Consider the following 15,895-nt stretch of genomic DNA (forward strand, 5'->3'; position numbering starts at 1 on the left):
TTACTCCAGGCGCATCGGGATGCCGCGGTCATGCATGAAGCGCTTGGCTTCCCCGACCGTGTGCTGCCCATAGTGGAAAATGCTGGCCGCCAGCACCGCGTCGGCGTGGCCCTGCAGGATGCCGTTGGCCAGGTCTTCCAGGCCACCGACGCCGCCCGAGGCAATCACGGGGATGCCCACGGCGTCGGACACGGCGCGCGTCAAACCCAGATCGAAGCCCGACTTGGTGCCGTCGCGGTCCATCGACGTGAGCAGCAGCTCGCCGGCGCCCAGGCTTTCCATCTTGCGCGCCCATTCGACGGCGTCCAGCCCCGTCGCATTGCGCCCGCCGTGGGTAAAGACTTCCCAGCGGCCGGGGGCGATCTGCTTGGCGTCGATCGCCACCACGATGCACTGCGAACCGTGCTTGTGGGCGCAGTCGAACACCAGTTGCGGGTTGGTGACGGCCGACGTGTTCATGCTGACCTTGTCGGCGCCGGCATTGAGCAGCCGGCGCACGTCTTCCACCTTGCGCACGCCGCCACCGACGGTGAGCGGAATGAACACGGTCGAGGCAACGGCTTCGATGATCGGCAGGATCAGGTCGCGGCCATCGCTCGAGGCGGTGATGTCGAGGAACGTGATTTCGTCGGCGCCTTGCGCGTCATAGCGGCGCGCGATTTCGACCGGGTCGCCGGCGTCGCGCAACTCGTTGAAGTTGACGCCCTTGACGACCCGGCCGCCGGTGACGTCCAGGCAGGGGATGATGCGTTTTGCGAGCATGGAATCAGGCGCCAGCGCCTTCGGTCAGTTCATCGGCGCGATCCTGGGCCGAGGCCAGGTCGAGCGTGCCTTCATAGATCGAGCGGCCGCAGATCACGCCCTCGATGCCTTCATCCTGCACCGCGCACAGCGCTTCGACGTCGGCCAGCACGTGCACGCCGCCCGAGGCGATCACGGGGATCTTCACCGCGCGCGCCAGCTTGACGGTCGCGTCGATGTTCACGCCGCCCATCATGCCGTCGCGGCCGATGTCGGTGTAGACGATCGATTCGACGCCGTAGCCTTCGAATTTCTTGGCCAGGTCGATCACTTCGTGGCCCGACATCTTGCTCCAGCCGTCAGTAGCGACCTTGCCGTCGCGCGCGTCCAGGCCAACGATGATGTGGCCCGGGAAGGCGCCGCAGGCATCGTGCAGGAAGCCCGGGTTCTTCACCGCGGCAGTGCCGACGATGATGTAGCTGATGCCGTCATCCAGGTAGCGCTCGATCGTGTCGAGGTCGCGGATGCCGCCGCCCAGCTGGACCGGGATCTCGTCGATGCCGTTGTCTTCAGCGTATTCCTGCACGATCTGCAGGATCGACTTGATGGCCGATTCGTTCTTCGGTTTGCCCGCGAATGCGCCGTTCAGGTCGACCAGGTGCAGGCGCCGCGCGCCTTGCTTCAACCAATGCAGCGCCATTTCGGCAGGATCTTCGGAAAACACGGTGGCGAGTTCCATATCGCCTTGTTGGAGGCGAACGCAGTGACCGTCTTTCAGGTCGATGGCGGGGATCAGCAGCATGGTCGTTGTCGGTAGAGTTAACGGGGGGTTGAACAGAACGAATTTAACGCAAATGCGTCAAGGATTCCAGTGAATGAAATTGCGGTACAGGCGCAAGCCCGCTGCCGCACTTTTCTCCGGGTGGAACTGGGTGGCGACGATATTATCGCGGCCGACAGCGCAGCAGAACGGGCCGCCGTAATCGGCTTCGCCGATCACATCATGCGCGTTTTCGGGCGCTGCGTAATAACTGTGCACGAAATAGAAGTAGCTGTTGTCATCGACGCCGTCCCACAGCGGGTGGGCGCGCGACTGGCGCACGCGGTTCCAGCCCATTTGCGGGACCTTGAAGCGCGAGCCGTCGTTCTGCAGCTTGCCATCGAGCTGAAACCGGACGACCTTGCCCGGCAACAGGCCCAGGCCGGGCGTGCCGCCGTTTTCTTCGCTGGCGTCGAACAGCATCTGCTCGCCCACGCACACGCCCATGATCGGGCGCGTTTTGGCGGCGCGCAGCAATGCGTCTTCGAGGCCCGATTCGCGCAGGCTGCTCATGCAGTCGCGCATGGCGCCCTGCCCCGGCAGCACGATACGGTCGGCCGCATCGAGGTCGGCGGCCGAGCTGGAAACGAGGACGTCGGCTTCAGGCGCGGCGGCGCGCAGCGCCTGAACGACCGAGCGCAGGTTGCCCAGTCCATCGACCACAACAATTTTATTGGCCATGTCGCGTCTCGCCTTACAGGCTGCCCTTGGTCGACGGGATGATGCCGGCGGCGCGTTCATCGAGCTCGCTGGCCATGCGCAGCGCGCGGCCGAAGGCCTTGAACACGGTTTCGCACTGGTGGTGCGCGTTCACGCCGCGCAGGTTATCGATGTGCAGCGTCACGCCGGCGTGGTTGACGAAACCGCGGAAGAATTCGCCGGTCAGGTCGACGTCGAACGTGCCGATCATGGCGCGCGTGAACGGGATGTGCATTTCCAGGCCCGGGCGGCCCGAGAAGTCGATCACGACGCGCGACAGCGCTTCGTCCAACGGCACGTAGGCGTGGCCATAGCGGCGGATGCCCTTGCGGTCGCCAATGGCCTTGGCCACGGCCATGCCGAGCGTGATGCCGGTGTCTTCGACCGTGTGGTGCGCGTCGATGTGCAGGTCGCCCACGGCCTCGACTTCGAGGTCGAACATGCCGTGACGTGCGATCTGGTCGAGCATGTGGTCGAGGAACGGCACGCCCGTGTTGAGCTTCTGGCGGCCGGTGCCGTCCAGGTTGATCGAGACGCGGATCTGCGTTTCGTTGGTATTGCGGGTAATGTCGGCGGTACGGGTCATTGCTCGGGCGCTTTTCAAGGTACGTAACTACGGGACGCTACTACAGGGAAGCCTTCAGGGCGGTCAGGAACTGGTCGTTTTCTTGCGGCGTGCTGACCGTGACGCGGATGCAGTTGGCCAGCAATGTATGCATTTTACTCAAATTTTTGATCAGGACCTTCTCGCCGTGGAGAAGCTTGCAGGCGCGCTCGGCATCGGGCACGCGCAGCGCGATGAAATTGGCGGCCGACGGGAACACTTCCACGCCCGGCAGGCCAGCCAGTTCCGCGGCCAGGCGGGTGCGCTCGACGTTGAGCAGCTCGGCCTGGCGATCCAGCACATCCAGATGCTCGAGGGCGAATTCAGCCGCCACCTGGGTCAGGATATTCACATTGTACGGTGGACGCACCTTCTCGAATTCGGCCAGCAGCGGCGCGGCCGCCGTCATGTACCCAAGGCGGATGCCGGCCAGGCCGAGCTTTGACAGCGTGCGCATCACGACCAGGTTCGGGTGCTGCGGCAGGCGGTCCATGAAGCTGACCTTGGCGAACGGCTGGTAGGCTTCGTCGACCACGACTACGCCCGATTCGCCGAGCGCGTTAATGATCGCTTCCATGTCGGCCGCGTCGTACAGGTTGCCGGTCGGGTTGTTCGGGTAGGCGAGGAAGACCAGCGACGGCTTGTGCTCGTCGATGGCTGCCAGCATCGCCGGCAGGTCCAGCGAAAAGTCGGGCTTGATCGGCACGCCGACAAAATCGGCACCAGCAAACTGCGCCGAACGCGAAAACATCACGAACGCCGGCACCGGCGCCATGACAACGGCACGCTTCGAACCGTCGCGTTCCTGACGCGCGATGGTGGTCGCCAGGATCGTGATCAGCTCATCCGAGCCATTGCCGAGCAGGACGTCGTAGCCGGCCGGGATGCCCAGCTTGGCGCAGATGGCGTCTTTCAGCGTGCGGTACGACGGCACCGGATAACGGTTCAGCGCCGCGTCGGCCAGACGCGCGCCGAGTTGCGTGCGCAGCGCGTCCGGCAGCTGGTACGGGTTTTCCATCGCATCGAGCTTGACGTAGCCGATCGAGTCCGGCACGTGGTACCCCCCCACGGCGCGCACGTCGGCGCGAATGGTGTTCTCGATCAGTTTGGCGATGTCGGTCATGAAGTTTCTTCCGTGGAGAGTGTGGCCATGGCGGCCTTGGCCGCCTTGCGTTTTTTTGCCCCGGTCAGCGGTACCTCGGGCGCCGCCAGGCGCTCGTGGATGATGGCGCAATACGCGGGATTGAGTTCGAAGCCGGTGAACTGGCGCCCCAGGCGCTTGGCGGCGATGGCCGTCGTGCCGCTGCCCATGAACGGGTCGAGCACGATGCCGCCCGGCGGGCACGAGGCCTTGACCATGCGCTCGATGATCTCGAGGGGCTTTTGCGTCGGGTGGTCGGCGCGCTCCGGATGCTCGCGGTGCAGGCGCGACACGCTCCAGACGTCCTTCGGGTTGTAGCCCACTTCGAGCCACTTGGCGCCGATAAAGATCGAGCGCGAGCGGGCCTTCTTGGTCGCGGCGTCATACGGGATGCGCACGGCGTCCAGGTCGAAGTAGTAGTCCTTGCGATTGGCGAAAAAGCCGATCGTGTCGTGCACCGACGAGAAGCTGCGCACGCTGCCGCCCATCGACGGCACGCGGCGGTCCCAGATGATCTCGTTCATCATCGTCATGCGCTTTTTGAGCATCACGAAGATCTCGGGCGTGAAGCGCCACGTCAGAAAAATGTACAGGCTGCCGTTGGGCTTGAGCTTCGGCACCGCCGCGTCGATCCACTGCTCGGTCCAGGCCAGGTAGGCCTCGACGCTTTGCTGGTCCGACGCGTTGCCGTAGTCCTTGCCCAGGTTGTACGGCGGGTCAGTCAGGATCAGGTCGATGGACCCGTCCGGGATGCGCGCCAATCCTGACAGCGCATCCTCGCAGAATACCTGGTTGACCCAGTCGCTCATGATGCCTGGGGTGGGACTGGATCGAGCCGTAGTTCCGCGCTGCGCGCGTGCGCCTGCAGGCCTTCGCCATACGCCAGCGTGGCCGCAACCTTGCCCAGCGTTTGCGCGCCCGCTTCGCTGACCTGGATGATCGACGAGCGTTTCTGGAAATCGTACACGCCCAGCGGCGACGAGAAGCGCGCCGTGCGCGAGGTCGGCAGCACGTGGTTCGGACCGCAGCAATAGTCGCCCAACGACTCGGACGAATAACGGCCAAGGAACATCGCACCGGCGTGGCGGATTTTATCGGCCCACTGTTGTGGATCTTCAGCCGAGATCTCGAGGTGTTCAGCAGCGATGCTGCTCGCGATCTCGCATGCCTCATCCATGCTGCGCACCTTGATCAACGCGCCGCGGTCGCCCAGCGACGTGGTGATGGTGGCCGCGCGCGGCATCGTCGGCAGCAGCTTCTGGATGCTGGCTTCGACCCTGGCGATATAGTCGGCGTCGGGGCACAGCAGGATGGCCTGCGCCAGTTCGTCGTGCTCGGCCTGCGAAAACAGGTCCATCGCGATCCAGTCCGGATCGGTCGTGCCGTCGCACAGCACGAGGATTTCGGACGGGCCCGCGATCATGTCGATGCCGACCGTGCCGAACACACGGCGCTTGGCGGCGGCGACATACGCGTTGCCGGGGCCGACGATCTTGTCGACGGCCTGGATGGTCTCGGTGCCATACGCCAGCGCACCGACGGCCTGCGCGCCGCCAATGGTGATCACGCGCGTGACGCCGGCGATTGCCGCCGCGGCCAGCACCATCTGGTTCTTCACGCCGTCCGGGGTCGGCACGACCATGATGATTTCCTTGACGCCCGCCACGTGGGCTGGAATCGCGTTCATCAGGACCGACGACGGATACGCCGCCTTGCCGCCCGGGACATAGATGCCGACCCGGTCCAGGGGCGTCACGCGCTGGCCCAGCACGGTGCCGTCAGGCTCGGTGAAGGTGAAGCCCGTCGACGATTCTTTCTGGCGCTCGTGGTACACGCGCACGCGGTCGGCCGCCACCTGCAGCGCAGCGCGCTGGTCGTCGGGCAGCGCAGCCAGCGCTGCTTCGAGCTCGGCCTGGCCAATGTCGAACTGCGCCATCGAGGTCGCGCCGCCGTTCGGGATGCGGTCGAATTTGTTCGTGTATTCCAGCACGGCGGCGTCGCCCCGCGCTTTTACATCGCGCAGGATGCCGGCCACGGCCAGTTCGATGGCATCGTCGGTTTCGGCTTCAAACGCGAGCAGCGCGCTCAGCGTGGTGGCGAAGTCGGGTGCGGTCGAATCGAGCTTGCGGATTTGTACTGCCATTTTGCGTCTAGCCTTTTGCTTTGGAGGCGCGTTCGAACGCGTCCAGGATCGGTTGCAGGCGCTCGCGCTTGAGCTTGAGCGCAGCCTGGTTGACCACCAGGCGCGAGGAGATGTCCATGATCTTTTCGACTTCGACCAGGTTGTTGGCGCGCAGCGTGCCGCCGGTCGAGACCACGTCGACGATGGCGTCGGACAGGCCCACCAGCGGCGCCAGTTCCATCGAGCCATACAGCTTGATCAGGTCGACGTGCACGCCCTTGCGGGCAAAGTGCTCGCGCGCCGTATTGACGAACTTGGTCGCCACGCGCAGGCGCGCGCCCTGGCGCACGGCGCTTTCGTAGTCGAAGCCCGCGTTGACGGCCACTGACATGCGGCATTCGGCGATGCGCAGGTCGATCGGCTGGTACAGCCCTTCGCCGCCATGCTCGAGCAGCACGTCCTTGCCGGCCACGCCGAAATCGGCGGCGCCGTACTGGACATAGGTCGGCACGTCGGAGGCGCGCACGATCAGCACGCGCACGCCCGGGTCATTGGTCGGCAGGATCAGCTTGCGCGAGGTCTCGGGGTTTTCCAGCACCTCGATCCCGGCCGCCGACAACAGCGGCAGGGTGTCTTCGAAGATGCGGCCCTTGGACAGCGCCAGGATCAGCTGGGTCTCGTCCGTATTGCTGGTAAAAGTCATTATGAGTCGATGTAATTACTTGATGCGGACGATGTCGGCGCCCACCGCCGACAGCTTCACTTCCATGCGGTCGTAGCCGCGATCGAGGTGGTAGATGCGGTCGATCAGCGTGGTGCCTTCGGCGGCCATGCCGGCAATGACGAGCGAAGCCGAGGCGCGCAGGTCGGTTGCCATGACCGGTGCACCGATCAGGCGCGTGACGCCGTCGATGAACGCGGTATTGCCGTCGGTCGTGATCTGCGCGCCGAGACGGTTCATCTCTTGCACGTGCATGAAGCGGTTCTCGAAGATCGTCTCGGTCACGCGCGAGGCGCCGCCGGCGATCGTGTTGACGGCCATGAACTGCGCCTGCATGTCGGTCGGGAAGCCCGGATACTCGGTCGTGCGGAACGACACCGGCTGCGGGCGACCGTCCATCTTCGCGCGGATGGTATCCGCGCCGACGGTCAGTTGCAGCCCGATTTCGCGCAGTTTGTCGAGCGCCACGTCGAAGATGTCGGTGCGGGTGTTGGTCAGCTGGACGTCGCCGCCGGTGGCCGCAACGGCGCACAGGAAGGTCGCCGCTTCGATGCGGTCCGAGATCACCGCGTGGCTGGCGCCATGCAGTTCCGGCACGCCCTGGATCACCAGGCGGTCGGTGCCGATGCCCTCGATCTTCGCGCCCATGGCCACCAGCAGATTGGCCAGGTCGGTCACTTCCGGCTCGCGCGCGGCGTTTTCCAGCACCGTCTCGCCGTCGGCCAGCGTTGCGGCCATGAGCAGGTTCTCGGTGCCGGTCACGGTGATCATGTCGGTGCGGATGCGTGCGCCCTTGAGCTTCGTGGCCTTGGCGTGGATGTAGCCGCCTTCGATCGTGATCTCGGCGCCCATCGCGCGCAGGCCCTGGATGTGCTGATCGACCGGGCGCGAGCCGATGGCGCAGCCGCCCGGCAGCGAGACCTTGGCTTCGCCGAAGCGCGCCAGCAGAGGGCCCAGCACCAGGATCGAGGCGCGCATGGTTTTCACCAGTTCGTACGGCGCGACCAGATTGTTGATCGCGCTGCCGTTCATGGTGACGTTTTCGTCGTCCAGATCGATTTTGAGGCCAGTGGTTTCCAGCAGCTTGAGCATCGTGCGCACGTCATGCAGGCGCGGCACGTTGGACAGGTGCAGGTCACCTGCGGTGAGCAGGCCAGCGCACAGGATGGGCAGCGCCGCATTCTTGGCGCCGGAAATCGCGATGTCACCTTGCAGGCGTTTGCCGCCGACGATCTGGAGCTTGTCCATGATTAGCCTTTGAATTCTTCAGGGGTCAGTGTTTTCATCGACAGCGCGTGGATTTCCTCGCGCATGCGGTCGCCCAGCGCGGCGTACACGATCTGGTGGCGCTGGATCGAGCGCTTGCCGACAAACGCCGGCGAGACGATCACCGCCTCGAAGTGCTGGCCGTCGCCGTTGACGGTCAGGTGGGTGCATTCAAGGCCGGCGCTGAGATAGCCGTGTATCAGTTCGGGTGTGGTGGCCACGATAACTCCAAAAATTTTTAGTGGCGCAGCTTGTAGCCGCGCTTGAGCAGGTTGATCGCCATGGCCGTCAGCACCGCGAAGAACACGGACACGATGGCCAGGCTGGTCCACGGCGACACGTCGGACTGGCCGAAGAACCCGTAACGGAACCCGTCAATCATATAAAAGAACGGGTTGAAATGCGAGACGGCCAGCCAGAATGGCGGCAGTTTTTGTACCGAATAGAACACCCCGGCCAGGAACGTGGCCGGCATGATCAGGAAGTTCTGGAACGCGGCCAGCTGGTCGAATTTTTCGGCCCAGATACCGGCGATGACGCCCATCGTGCCGAGAATCGCGGCGCCCAGAATCGCGAATACGACGATCCACACGGGTGCCACGAACGTCAGGTGCGCAAACCAGGCGGTAATCGCAAACACGCCGGCGCCGACCGCGATCCCGCGCAGCACCGCCGCGCCGACATACGCCGCCAGGATCTCGGCGTGCGACAGCGGCGCGAGCAGAATGAAGACCAGGTTGCCACTGATCTTGGACTGGATCAGCGACGACGACGAATTGGCGAACGCGTTTTGCAGCACGCTCATCATGACCAGGCCAGGAATCAGGAACGACGTGTAGGCCACGCCTTCGAGCATCTCGACCCGGCCATCGAGCACGTGGCCGAAGATGACGAGGTACAGCATGGCGGTGACGACCGGCGCGGCGACGGTCTGCGTGGCTACCTTCCAGAAGCGCAGCGACTCTTTGTAGAACAGGGTGCGGAACCCGATGGAGAACAGATTCATTGCTTACCCTCTTCCATGATCTGGATGAAGATGTCTTCCAGGTCGGCCTGCTGCAGCTGCATCTCGTCGATCACGGCGCCCGCTTCGCGCAGGCGCGCCAGGATCGGTTCGACGTCGGCGTAGTCGTTCACGCGCAGCGTGTATTTGTTGTTGTTGGCAGGTTCGTCGTGCGACACGAGCGGGCGCAGTTCGGCCGGCAGTGCGCCGGACTTCAGATGCACGACCAGCTGCGAGCCCGAGACGCGGCGCAGCAGAGTGCTCATCGTGTCGAGCGCCACCACATTGCCCTGCTTGAGCATCGCCACGCGCTGGCACATGGCCTGCGCTTCTTCGAGATAGTGGGTGGTGAGCACCACCGTGTGACCGCCTTCGCGGTTCAGGCGCGCGATGAACTTCCACAGCGTCTGGCGCAGTTCGACGTCGACGCCGGCGGTCGGCTCGTCCAGCACGATCACCGGCGGGCGGTGCACGAGGGCCTGCGCCACCAGCACGCGCCGCTTCATGCCGCCCGACAGCGCGCGCATGTTGACGTCGGCCTTGTCGGTCAGATCGAGGTTGTGCATCACTTCGTCGATCCAGCCATCGTTGTTGCGGATGTCGAAATAGCCCGACTGCAGGCGCAGCGTTTCGCGCACCGTGAAGAACGGATCGAACACCAGCTCCTGCGGCACGACGCCCAGGCGCTTGCGCGCTTCGCGAAAATCGGTGACGACATCGTGGCCGTGGATTTTCACGCTGCCGGCGTCGGGCCGGATCAGGCCCGCGATGGTGGAAATGAGGGTGGTCTTACCGGCGCCATTCGGGCCCAGCAGGCCAAAGAACTCGCCCTCTTCGATGGAAAGGGACACGCCCTTGAGCGCCTTGAAGCCTTTGTAGCTCTTCTCGACACGGTCAATCTGGATTGCAGTCATGCGAAATGGGAGGCGCGACGCGCGATAGTCAAAACAAAACGGAGGCCGGCTGGGGAACGCACCAGGACCGTGCAGGGAAACAGTCCATTATAGGTGAAATTGCCATGTCAAGCGGGCCAGGCGGAGAAACCCGGCGGACGCCGTGGGAGCAGATGTGAAACGCGGAAGAAAAAAAACGGGCAGCCGAAGCTGCCCGTATTCATGCTGGTGCGACCAGCGTGTCGACCCCGTACAGGGCCGCCAGCTTGCGCACGTTGTCCGGCACGTTGATGAACGTGAGCCGGTGCCCGGCGCTCAGCGCGCGGCGCTGCCAGGCCAGCAGCAGGGCCACACCCGACGAATCGGCCGACTTCACGCCGGCCAGGTCGAACACGGTCTCACCAAGACCGATCGCCGCCTCACCCTGCGCCAGTGCCAGGCGGGCGCTGTCGAAGGTCATGGCGTCGATCGTCAGCATGGGATTTGCCTCAGCCATTACTTGCCCGGCGCTGCCAGCGGCTTGGACGCCAGTTGCGCATTGCGGTCGGCCAGGCGCTTGATCAGGCCATCGACGCCGCTCTTGCTGATCTCGCTGTTGAAGGTGCTCTTGTAGGTCTCGACCAGCCAGGCGCCCAGGATGTTCACGTCATAGATCTTCCAGCCATTGCCGTTCTTGGCCAGGCGGTAGTTCAGCGTGATCGGCTCACCGCGCGCGACGTTGACCTGCGAGCGCACTTCGACATCGGTATCGGTGGCGGCGGCGCGCATCGGTTTGAACTCGACGGTTTCGTTCTTGATGGTCGACAGCGCACCGGAGTACGTGTAGACCAGCAGGTTACGGAACTCGGTGGTCAGGCGTTTTTGCTGATCCGGCGTGGCGGTGCGCCAGTGACGGCCAGCGGCTTGCTGGGTCATTTTCTCGGCATCGACGTACGGCAGGATCTTGGTATTGACCAGACCCATGATCTTGCTGCGGTCGCCCGACTGGATCGCCGTGTCGTTCTTGACACTGTCGATCACTTCGGCGCTGATGCGCTTGACCAGCACGTCCGGCGCTTCGGCGCTGGCGGCAGGCTGGGCGATCACGCTCGTGGAAAAGGCAGCGGTAACTGCGGCGGCGGCGATCAGGTGCATGAATGGCTTCATCGTATTCCTTTCAACTTACTTCGTTTCGGAAGGTGCTGGCTCGGCGACGTCATCGGCCTGACGCGGCACATTGCCGTCGTAGACCTGGCTCTGGCGGCGCTGCAGATAGCCGTCGCGAAGGAACTCATAGCGGTCCAGTGCGGCGTCTTCCATCAGGCCCGAGGCGTCGAGCAGCGTGGCGCGCTTGTCGATCAGGTTGACACCGGTGCCGACGTTGCGCCAGTTGACCGGCGTCTTGTAGCGCCAGATGTTGCCGGCACTGTCGGCCGGCAGCGCTGCGGTGTCACGCACCGTAGATGGGCCCAGTAGCGGCAACATCAAGTACGGACCGCTCGGTACGCCCCATTTGCCCAGCGTCTGGCCGAAATCTTCGTTGTGCTTCTGCATGCCGGCTTCGGATGCGATGTCCAGCAGACCGAAAATGCCGAAGGTCGAATTGACCGCCACGCGGCCGAAATCGGTCGCGCCGGCTTCGCCCTTGCCCTGCAGGAAGTTATTGATCGAGCTCCAGGCATCCGACAGGTTGCCAAAGAAATTGTTCACGCCCGTTTGGGCAAAGCCCGGTACGACCTTCTTGTAGGCGGTCGCGGTGGGCTTGAGCACGGTGCGGTCAACGGCATCGTTGAACGAATAGACGGCGCGGTTATAGCCTTCGAGCGGATCCTGCGGATTGTTCGCGGTCGTCGCGCAACCGGTCAGGACCAGGACAGCAGCGGCGGCGGCACAGAGACGCACGTGCGAAAGCGAGTTGGTGTAGTTCATTAACTACCTTCCTTTCCATCAGCAGCCTTGCTGTAGATAAATTGATTGATCAAGTCTTCGAGGACTGTCGCCGACTGGGTGCGAATGATGCGATCACCCTCGGCCAGATTGTTCGTGTCGCCACCGGCTTCAATGCCGATGTATTGCTCGCCAAGCAGGCCCGCGGTCAGGATCTTCAACGAACTATCTTTTGGGAATTTATAGTCGGTGTCCAAATCGAGGCGCACAGATGCCTGGAAACTCTTGTCATCAAAGGCAATCTCGCCCACGCGACCGACCACCACACCGGCGCTCTTGACGGGTGCCTGCGGCTTGAGGCCGCCGATATTGTCAAAGCGGCCGCTGACGGAATACGTCTGCCCGAACGACATGGACTTCAAATTGCCGGCCTGGAAAGCCAGGAACAGCAGTGCAGCCAAGCCCAGCAGCACGAACAGGCCAACCCAGACGTCGATAGTTTTGCGATGCATTTTATTACCCTAAAACCGTGTTAGTTATTTATTGAACATCAGGGCGGTCATGACGAAGTTCAGCCCCCAGACCAGCAGCGATGCAATCACGACAGTACGCGTGGTCGCACGCGAGACGTCTTCCGGCGTCGGCTGGGCCTGGTACCCCTGGAACAGGGCAGTAAAGGTCACGGCGATGCCAAAGATAAAGCTTTTAATCACGCCGTTCAGTACGTCAGCGCGCACATCGACGCCAGATTGCATCTGGGCCCAGAAAGAACCTTCGTCCACGCCAATTAATTTCACGCCGACAAGGTAGCCGCCCATCACGCCAACGGCCGAAAACACCGTCGCCAGCACTGGCATGGCGATCACGCCTGCCCAAAAACGCGGCGCCAGCACCCGTTGGACCGGATTAATCGCCATCATTTCCATGGCCGACAATTGCTCGCCTGCTTTCATGAGGCCGATCTGCGCCGTCAGCGACGTACCGGCGCGGCCAGCAAACAGCAGCGCGGTGACGACCGGACCCAGTTCGCGCACGAGCGACAGCGCAACGACCTGGCCCAGCATCTGCTCGGCGCCGTACTGGTTCAGCGTGTAATAGCCCTGCAGGCCCAGCACCATGCCGACGAACAGGCCGGACACGGCAATGATCACCAGCGAGTAGTTACCGATGAAGTGGATCTGCTCGGAAATCAAACCCGGGCGGCGGAATGCGCCTGGCGACACGCGCAGGATGCTGAGGAACGAGCGGATGGCAAAGCCGAGACCGGCCAGCCCTTCGCGCACGGTACAACCGATGTAACCGAGGAAACGGGCGATCATGTGCGCGCTCCCAGGCCCAGGTCGTCGGCCAGCGTCTTGCCGGGATAATGGAACGGCACCGGACCGTCCGGTTCGGCGTTGACGAACTGGCGCACGTACGGGTCAGTCGACACGCGCAGTTCGGTCGGCGTGCCTTCTGCAACGATCTTGCCAGCGGACATGAAGTAGACGTAATCGGCAATCGCGAAGCACTCTTTCACATCGTGCGAGACGAGGATCGAGGTCGAGCCGAGGGCGTCGTTCAGGTTGCGGATCAGATTGGCGGTCACGCCCATCGAGATCGGGTCGAGGCCGGCGAACGGCTCGTCGTACATGATCAGTTCAGGGTCGAGCGCCACCGCGCGCGCCACGGCCACGCGACGCGCCATGCCGCCCGAAATCTCGGCCGGCTTGAGGCGGTGCGCATTGCGCAGGCCCACGGCGTTGAGCTTCATGAGCACGAGGTCGCGGATGAGTTCTTCGGGCAGGTCGGTGTGCTCGCGCAGCGGAAACGCCACGTTATCGAACACCGACAGGTCGGTAAACAGTGCGCCAAACTGGAACAGCATGCCCATGCGCCGGCGCAGGCGGTACAGCCCCTGCGTATCGAGGCTGTGCACGACTTCGCCGCCAATGCGGACTTCGCCACGCTGGGGGCGAATCTGGCCACCGATGAGGCGCAACACCGTCGTCTTGCCGCAACCGGACCCGCCCATGACAGCAATGAGCTTGCCACGTGGGAAATCCATGCGCAGATTCGACAGAATGGAACGCTCACCGTAAGCAAAATGCAGATCGCGGATTTCGACTAGGTTCGACACAGCATCATTTGAGGTTAGGGAATCCGGTATTGTAGTGCAGAAAGCTATTTACCCGCTTGAGGGACCCGATTTTACCCCCGGCTGGCGACGTGACATTACAACACTAATAACTGTTCAGTCAGCTATTTAACGTTGTAAGCGATTGTTTTCATTGGATTATGCATACATGACAATATTGCGATTCCTTGTTAGGAATCAATATAATTGAAACATATTTACATAAACCGTACGATGCAGCCCGCTTCATCTGGCAACAGCGTGCCAGGCTATTTTGCATCGCAGCATCAATTGGGGCTGGCTTTGCGAATTAGCAAGTGACAGTTTATAAATAGTTTGTCATGCATTTGTCGCCAGGCTATTTGCAAGCTGGCGAACATGGCGGTCGCATTGCACGACCGCCATTCAACCTATGTCTTAGCGCGGCAAGACAGACGAGCCCATCAGGAACTCATCGACCGCGCGCGCGCATTGACGGCCTTCGCGGATCGCCCACACCACCAGCGACTGGCCACGCCGCATGTCGCCCGCCGTAAATACTTTCGGGTTCGACGTCTGGTAAGCCAGGTCGCCCTCGGTGGTGGCACGCGCATTGCCGCGCGGGTCTTTCTGCACGCCGAACGCATCGAGCACCTGCTGCACCGGCGAAACAAAGCCCATCGCCAGCAGCACCAGGTCGGCTTTCAGTTCGAATTCCGAATCCGGCACTTCTGTCATCTTGCCGTCCTTCCATTCGACGCGGCAGGCGATCAGCTTCTCGACTTTGCCGCCCTTGCCTTCCAGGCGCTTGGTCGCCACCGCCCAGTCGCGCTCGCAACCTTCTTCGTGCGACGACGAGGTGCGCAGGCGCGTTGGCCAGTAGGGCCAGACCAGTGGCTTGTTTTCGTGCTCCGGTGGTTGCGGCAGCAGTTCGAATTGCGTCACCGACGCCGCGCCGTGGCGGTTCGAGGTGCCGACGCAGTCCGAGCCGGTGTCGCCGCCGCCGATGACGATCACGTGCTTGCCGGTGGCTTTCAGCTGGTCCTTCAGCTTGTCGCCGGCATTGACGCGGTTTTGCTGCGGCAGGAAGTCCATCGCGAAGTGCACACCCTTGAGCTGGCGGCCCGGCACCGGCAGGTCACGCGGCTGCTCGGCGCCGCCAGCCATGATGACGGCGTCGAATTCTTTTTCCAGGTCTTCCGGGAAGATGGTGTCGCGCGCCATATTGCTCACGCTCGCCGGGAAGTCCTTGCCGATCAGGACACCGGTGCGGAACGTGACGCCCTCGGCCTGCATCTGTTCGACGCGGCGGTCGATCAGGTCCTTCTCCATCTTGAAGTCGGGGATTCCGTAGCGCAGCAGGCCGCCCAGGCGATCGCTCTTTTCAAACACCGTCACATCGTGGCCGACGCGCGCCAGTTGCTGGGCCGCGGCCAGGCCGGCAGGCCCGGAACCGACGACGGCGACCTTGCGGCCCGTGCGCTGTTCGGGCGGCTGCGGCACCACCCAGCCGTGCTCCCAGCCCGTATCGATGATCTTGCGCTCGATCGACTTGATGCCGACCGGGTCGTCATTGATCCCGAGCGTGCAGGCCGACTCGCACGGCGCCGGGCAGATGCGACCGGTGAACTCGGGGAAGTTGTTCGTCGAGTGCAGGTTTTCCAGCGCGTGGCGGTAATCGCCATGGAAGACCAGGTCGTTCCAGTCCGGGATGATGTTGTTGACCGGGCAGCCCGTATTACAGAACGGGATGCCGCAATCCATGCAGCGCGCGCCCTGCACCTTCGCCTGCGCGTCGGTCAGCGTGATGACGAATTCCTTGTAGTTCTTCAGACGCGCGACCGGTTCGAGATGATCCTCTTCCTGCCGTTCGAATTCCATGAAGCCGGTAATTTTGCCCACAATATTTTCCTTGGTCGTTGGT

Annotated in this window: 19 protein-coding genes; all 19 read right to left on the reverse strand. The window is 63.1% G+C overall.

Annotated elements, in window-relative coordinates:
• A complete protein-coding gene (hisF, locus tag AC56LW_RS12380; protein WP_183555127.1) occupies positions 1 to 762 on the reverse strand; it encodes an imidazole glycerol phosphate synthase subunit HisF in 762 nt (253 codons plus the stop codon).
• Positions 763 to 766: 4 nt separating this feature from the next.
• On the reverse strand, positions 767 to 1,543 hold the full coding sequence (gene hisA / locus AC56LW_RS12385; protein WP_258836814.1) for a 1-(5-phosphoribosyl)-5-[(5-phosphoribosylamino)methylideneamino]imidazole-4-carboxamide isomerase: 777 nt from the start codon (positions 1,541 to 1,543) through the stop codon (positions 767 to 769).
• A gap of 57 nt (positions 1,544 to 1,600) precedes the next feature.
• Complete coding sequence (gene hisH, locus AC56LW_RS12390; RefSeq protein WP_183555123.1) at positions 1,601 to 2,242, reverse strand: imidazole glycerol phosphate synthase subunit HisH; 642 nt, start codon at positions 2,240 to 2,242, stop codon at positions 1,601 to 1,603.
• A 13-nt stretch (positions 2,243 to 2,255) separates the two neighbouring features.
• Positions 2,256 to 2,846, reverse strand: a complete 591-nt coding sequence (gene hisB / locus AC56LW_RS12395; RefSeq protein ID WP_183555121.1) for an imidazoleglycerol-phosphate dehydratase HisB — start codon at positions 2,844 to 2,846, stop codon at positions 2,256 to 2,258.
• 40 nt (positions 2,847 to 2,886) lie between these two features.
• A complete protein-coding gene (gene hisC, locus AC56LW_RS12400; RefSeq protein ID WP_499634673.1) occupies positions 2,887 to 3,987 on the reverse strand; it encodes a histidinol-phosphate transaminase in 1,101 nt (366 codons plus the stop codon).
• The gene (locus AC56LW_RS12405) at positions 3,984 to 4,814 is read right to left on the reverse strand and encodes a DNA-methyltransferase (protein ID WP_499582293.1); all 831 of its coding nucleotides are present in this window, start codon (positions 4,812 to 4,814) and stop codon (positions 3,984 to 3,986) included. The genes hisC and AC56LW_RS12405 overlap by 4 nt, the downstream gene beginning before the upstream one ends.
• Positions 4,811 to 6,148: a histidinol dehydrogenase gene (gene hisD / locus AC56LW_RS12410; RefSeq protein ID WP_332531278.1), complete on the reverse strand. Its 1,338-nt coding sequence runs from the start codon at positions 6,146 to 6,148 to the stop codon at positions 4,811 to 4,813. The genes AC56LW_RS12405 and hisD overlap by 4 nt, the downstream gene beginning before the upstream one ends.
• 7 nt (positions 6,149 to 6,155) lie before the next feature.
• The gene (gene hisG / locus AC56LW_RS12415) at positions 6,156 to 6,830 is read right to left on the reverse strand and encodes an ATP phosphoribosyltransferase (RefSeq protein WP_183555113.1); all 675 of its coding nucleotides are present in this window, start codon (positions 6,828 to 6,830) and stop codon (positions 6,156 to 6,158) included.
• Positions 6,831 to 6,845: 15 nt separating this feature from the next.
• Entirely contained in the window at positions 6,846 to 8,096 is a 1,251-nt protein-coding gene (gene murA / locus AC56LW_RS12420) for a UDP-N-acetylglucosamine 1-carboxyvinyltransferase (RefSeq protein WP_499634676.1), read from the reverse strand.
• A gap of 2 nt (positions 8,097 to 8,098) precedes the next feature.
• Complete coding sequence (locus AC56LW_RS12425; protein ID WP_183555109.1) at positions 8,099 to 8,335, reverse strand: BolA family protein; 237 nt, start codon at positions 8,333 to 8,335, stop codon at positions 8,099 to 8,101.
• A 17-nt stretch (positions 8,336 to 8,352) separates the two neighbouring features.
• Positions 8,353 to 9,120: an ABC transporter permease gene (locus AC56LW_RS12430; protein WP_183555107.1), complete on the reverse strand. Its 768-nt coding sequence runs from the start codon at positions 9,118 to 9,120 to the stop codon at positions 8,353 to 8,355.
• Positions 9,117 to 10,031, reverse strand: a complete 915-nt coding sequence (locus AC56LW_RS12435) for an ABC transporter ATP-binding protein (RefSeq protein ID WP_332531274.1) — start codon at positions 10,029 to 10,031, stop codon at positions 9,117 to 9,119. Before AC56LW_RS12435 ends, AC56LW_RS12430 begins: the two co-directional genes overlap by 4 nt.
• A 199-nt stretch (positions 10,032 to 10,230) precedes the next feature.
• On the reverse strand, positions 10,231 to 10,488 hold the full coding sequence (locus AC56LW_RS12440) for an STAS domain-containing protein (protein WP_332531273.1): 258 nt from the start codon (positions 10,486 to 10,488) through the stop codon (positions 10,231 to 10,233).
• Between the two features lie 17 nt (positions 10,489 to 10,505).
• Positions 10,506 to 11,156, reverse strand: coding sequence for an MlaC/ttg2D family ABC transporter substrate-binding protein (locus AC56LW_RS12445; RefSeq protein ID WP_332531272.1), 651 nt, complete (start codon positions 11,154 to 11,156; stop codon positions 10,506 to 10,508).
• Positions 11,157 to 11,171: 15 nt separating this feature from the next.
• Positions 11,172 to 11,918: an MlaA family lipoprotein gene (locus AC56LW_RS12450; RefSeq protein WP_332531271.1), complete on the reverse strand. Its 747-nt coding sequence runs from the start codon at positions 11,916 to 11,918 to the stop codon at positions 11,172 to 11,174.
• Positions 11,918 to 12,388, reverse strand: coding sequence for an outer membrane lipid asymmetry maintenance protein MlaD (gene mlaD / locus AC56LW_RS12455; protein WP_332531270.1), 471 nt, complete (start codon positions 12,386 to 12,388; stop codon positions 11,918 to 11,920). Before mlaD ends, AC56LW_RS12450 begins: the two co-directional genes overlap by 1 nt.
• A 24-nt stretch (positions 12,389 to 12,412) precedes the next feature.
• Positions 12,413 to 13,195: a lipid asymmetry maintenance ABC transporter permease subunit MlaE gene (gene mlaE / locus AC56LW_RS12460; protein WP_332531269.1), complete on the reverse strand. Its 783-nt coding sequence runs from the start codon at positions 13,193 to 13,195 to the stop codon at positions 12,413 to 12,415.
• Positions 13,192 to 13,995, reverse strand: a complete 804-nt coding sequence (locus AC56LW_RS12465) for an ABC transporter ATP-binding protein (protein WP_332531268.1) — start codon at positions 13,993 to 13,995, stop codon at positions 13,192 to 13,194. The genes mlaE and AC56LW_RS12465 overlap by 4 nt, the downstream gene beginning before the upstream one ends.
• A gap of 414 nt (positions 13,996 to 14,409) precedes the next feature.
• Complete coding sequence (locus tag AC56LW_RS12470; RefSeq protein WP_332531267.1) at positions 14,410 to 15,873, reverse strand: glutamate synthase subunit beta; 1,464 nt, start codon at positions 15,871 to 15,873, stop codon at positions 14,410 to 14,412.
• Between the last annotated feature and the right edge of the window lie 22 nt (positions 15,874 to 15,895).

It is taken from the genome of Telluria sp. LT2P80 (assembly GCF_059685955.1).

What these genes read in the sequence shown, in the direction of transcription:
- hisF (WP_183555127.1), bottom strand. Translation starts at nt 762, where the DNA reads ATGCTCGCAAAACGCATCATCCCCTGCCTGGACGTCACCGGCGGCCGG.
- hisA (WP_258836814.1), bottom strand. Translation starts at nt 1,543, where the DNA reads ATGCTGCTGATCCCCGCCATCGACCTGAAAGACGGTCACTGCGTTCGC.
- hisH (WP_183555123.1), bottom strand. Translation starts at nt 2,242, where the DNA reads ATGGCCAATAAAATTGTTGTGGTCGATGGACTGGGCAACCTGCGCTCG.
- hisB (WP_183555121.1), bottom strand. Translation starts at nt 2,846, where the DNA reads ATGACCCGTACCGCCGACATTACCCGCAATACCAACGAAACGCAGATC.
- hisC (WP_499634673.1), bottom strand. Translation starts at nt 3,987, where the DNA reads ATGACCGACATCGCCAAACTGATCGAGAACACCATTCGCGCCGACGTG.
- AC56LW_RS12405 (WP_499582293.1), bottom strand. Translation starts at nt 4,814, where the DNA reads ATGAGCGACTGGGTCAACCAGGTATTCTGCGAGGATGCGCTGTCAGGA.
- hisD (WP_332531278.1), bottom strand. Translation starts at nt 6,148, where the DNA reads ATGGCAGTACAAATCCGCAAGCTCGATTCGACCGCACCCGACTTCGCC.
- hisG (WP_183555113.1), bottom strand. Translation starts at nt 6,830, where the DNA reads ATGACTTTTACCAGCAATACGGACGAGACCCAGCTGATCCTGGCGCTG.
- murA (WP_499634676.1), bottom strand. Translation starts at nt 8,096, where the DNA reads ATGGACAAGCTCCAGATCGTCGGCGGCAAACGCCTGCAAGGTGACATC.
- AC56LW_RS12430 (WP_183555107.1), bottom strand. Translation starts at nt 9,120, where the DNA reads ATGAATCTGTTCTCCATCGGGTTCCGCACCCTGTTCTACAAAGAGTCG.
- AC56LW_RS12435 (WP_332531274.1), bottom strand. Translation starts at nt 10,031, where the DNA reads ATGACTGCAATCCAGATTGACCGTGTCGAGAAGAGCTACAAAGGCTTC.
- AC56LW_RS12440 (WP_332531273.1), bottom strand. Translation starts at nt 10,488, where the DNA reads ATGCTGACGATCGACGCCATGACCTTCGACAGCGCCCGCCTGGCACTG.
- AC56LW_RS12445 (WP_332531272.1), bottom strand. Translation starts at nt 11,156, where the DNA reads ATGAAGCCATTCATGCACCTGATCGCCGCCGCCGCAGTTACCGCTGCC.
- AC56LW_RS12450 (WP_332531271.1), bottom strand. Translation starts at nt 11,918, where the DNA reads ATGAACTACACCAACTCGCTTTCGCACGTGCGTCTCTGTGCCGCCGCC.
- mlaD (WP_332531270.1), bottom strand. Translation starts at nt 12,388, where the DNA reads ATGCATCGCAAAACTATCGACGTCTGGGTTGGCCTGTTCGTGCTGCTG.
- mlaE (WP_332531269.1), bottom strand. Translation starts at nt 13,195, where the DNA reads ATGATCGCCCGTTTCCTCGGTTACATCGGTTGTACCGTGCGCGAAGGG.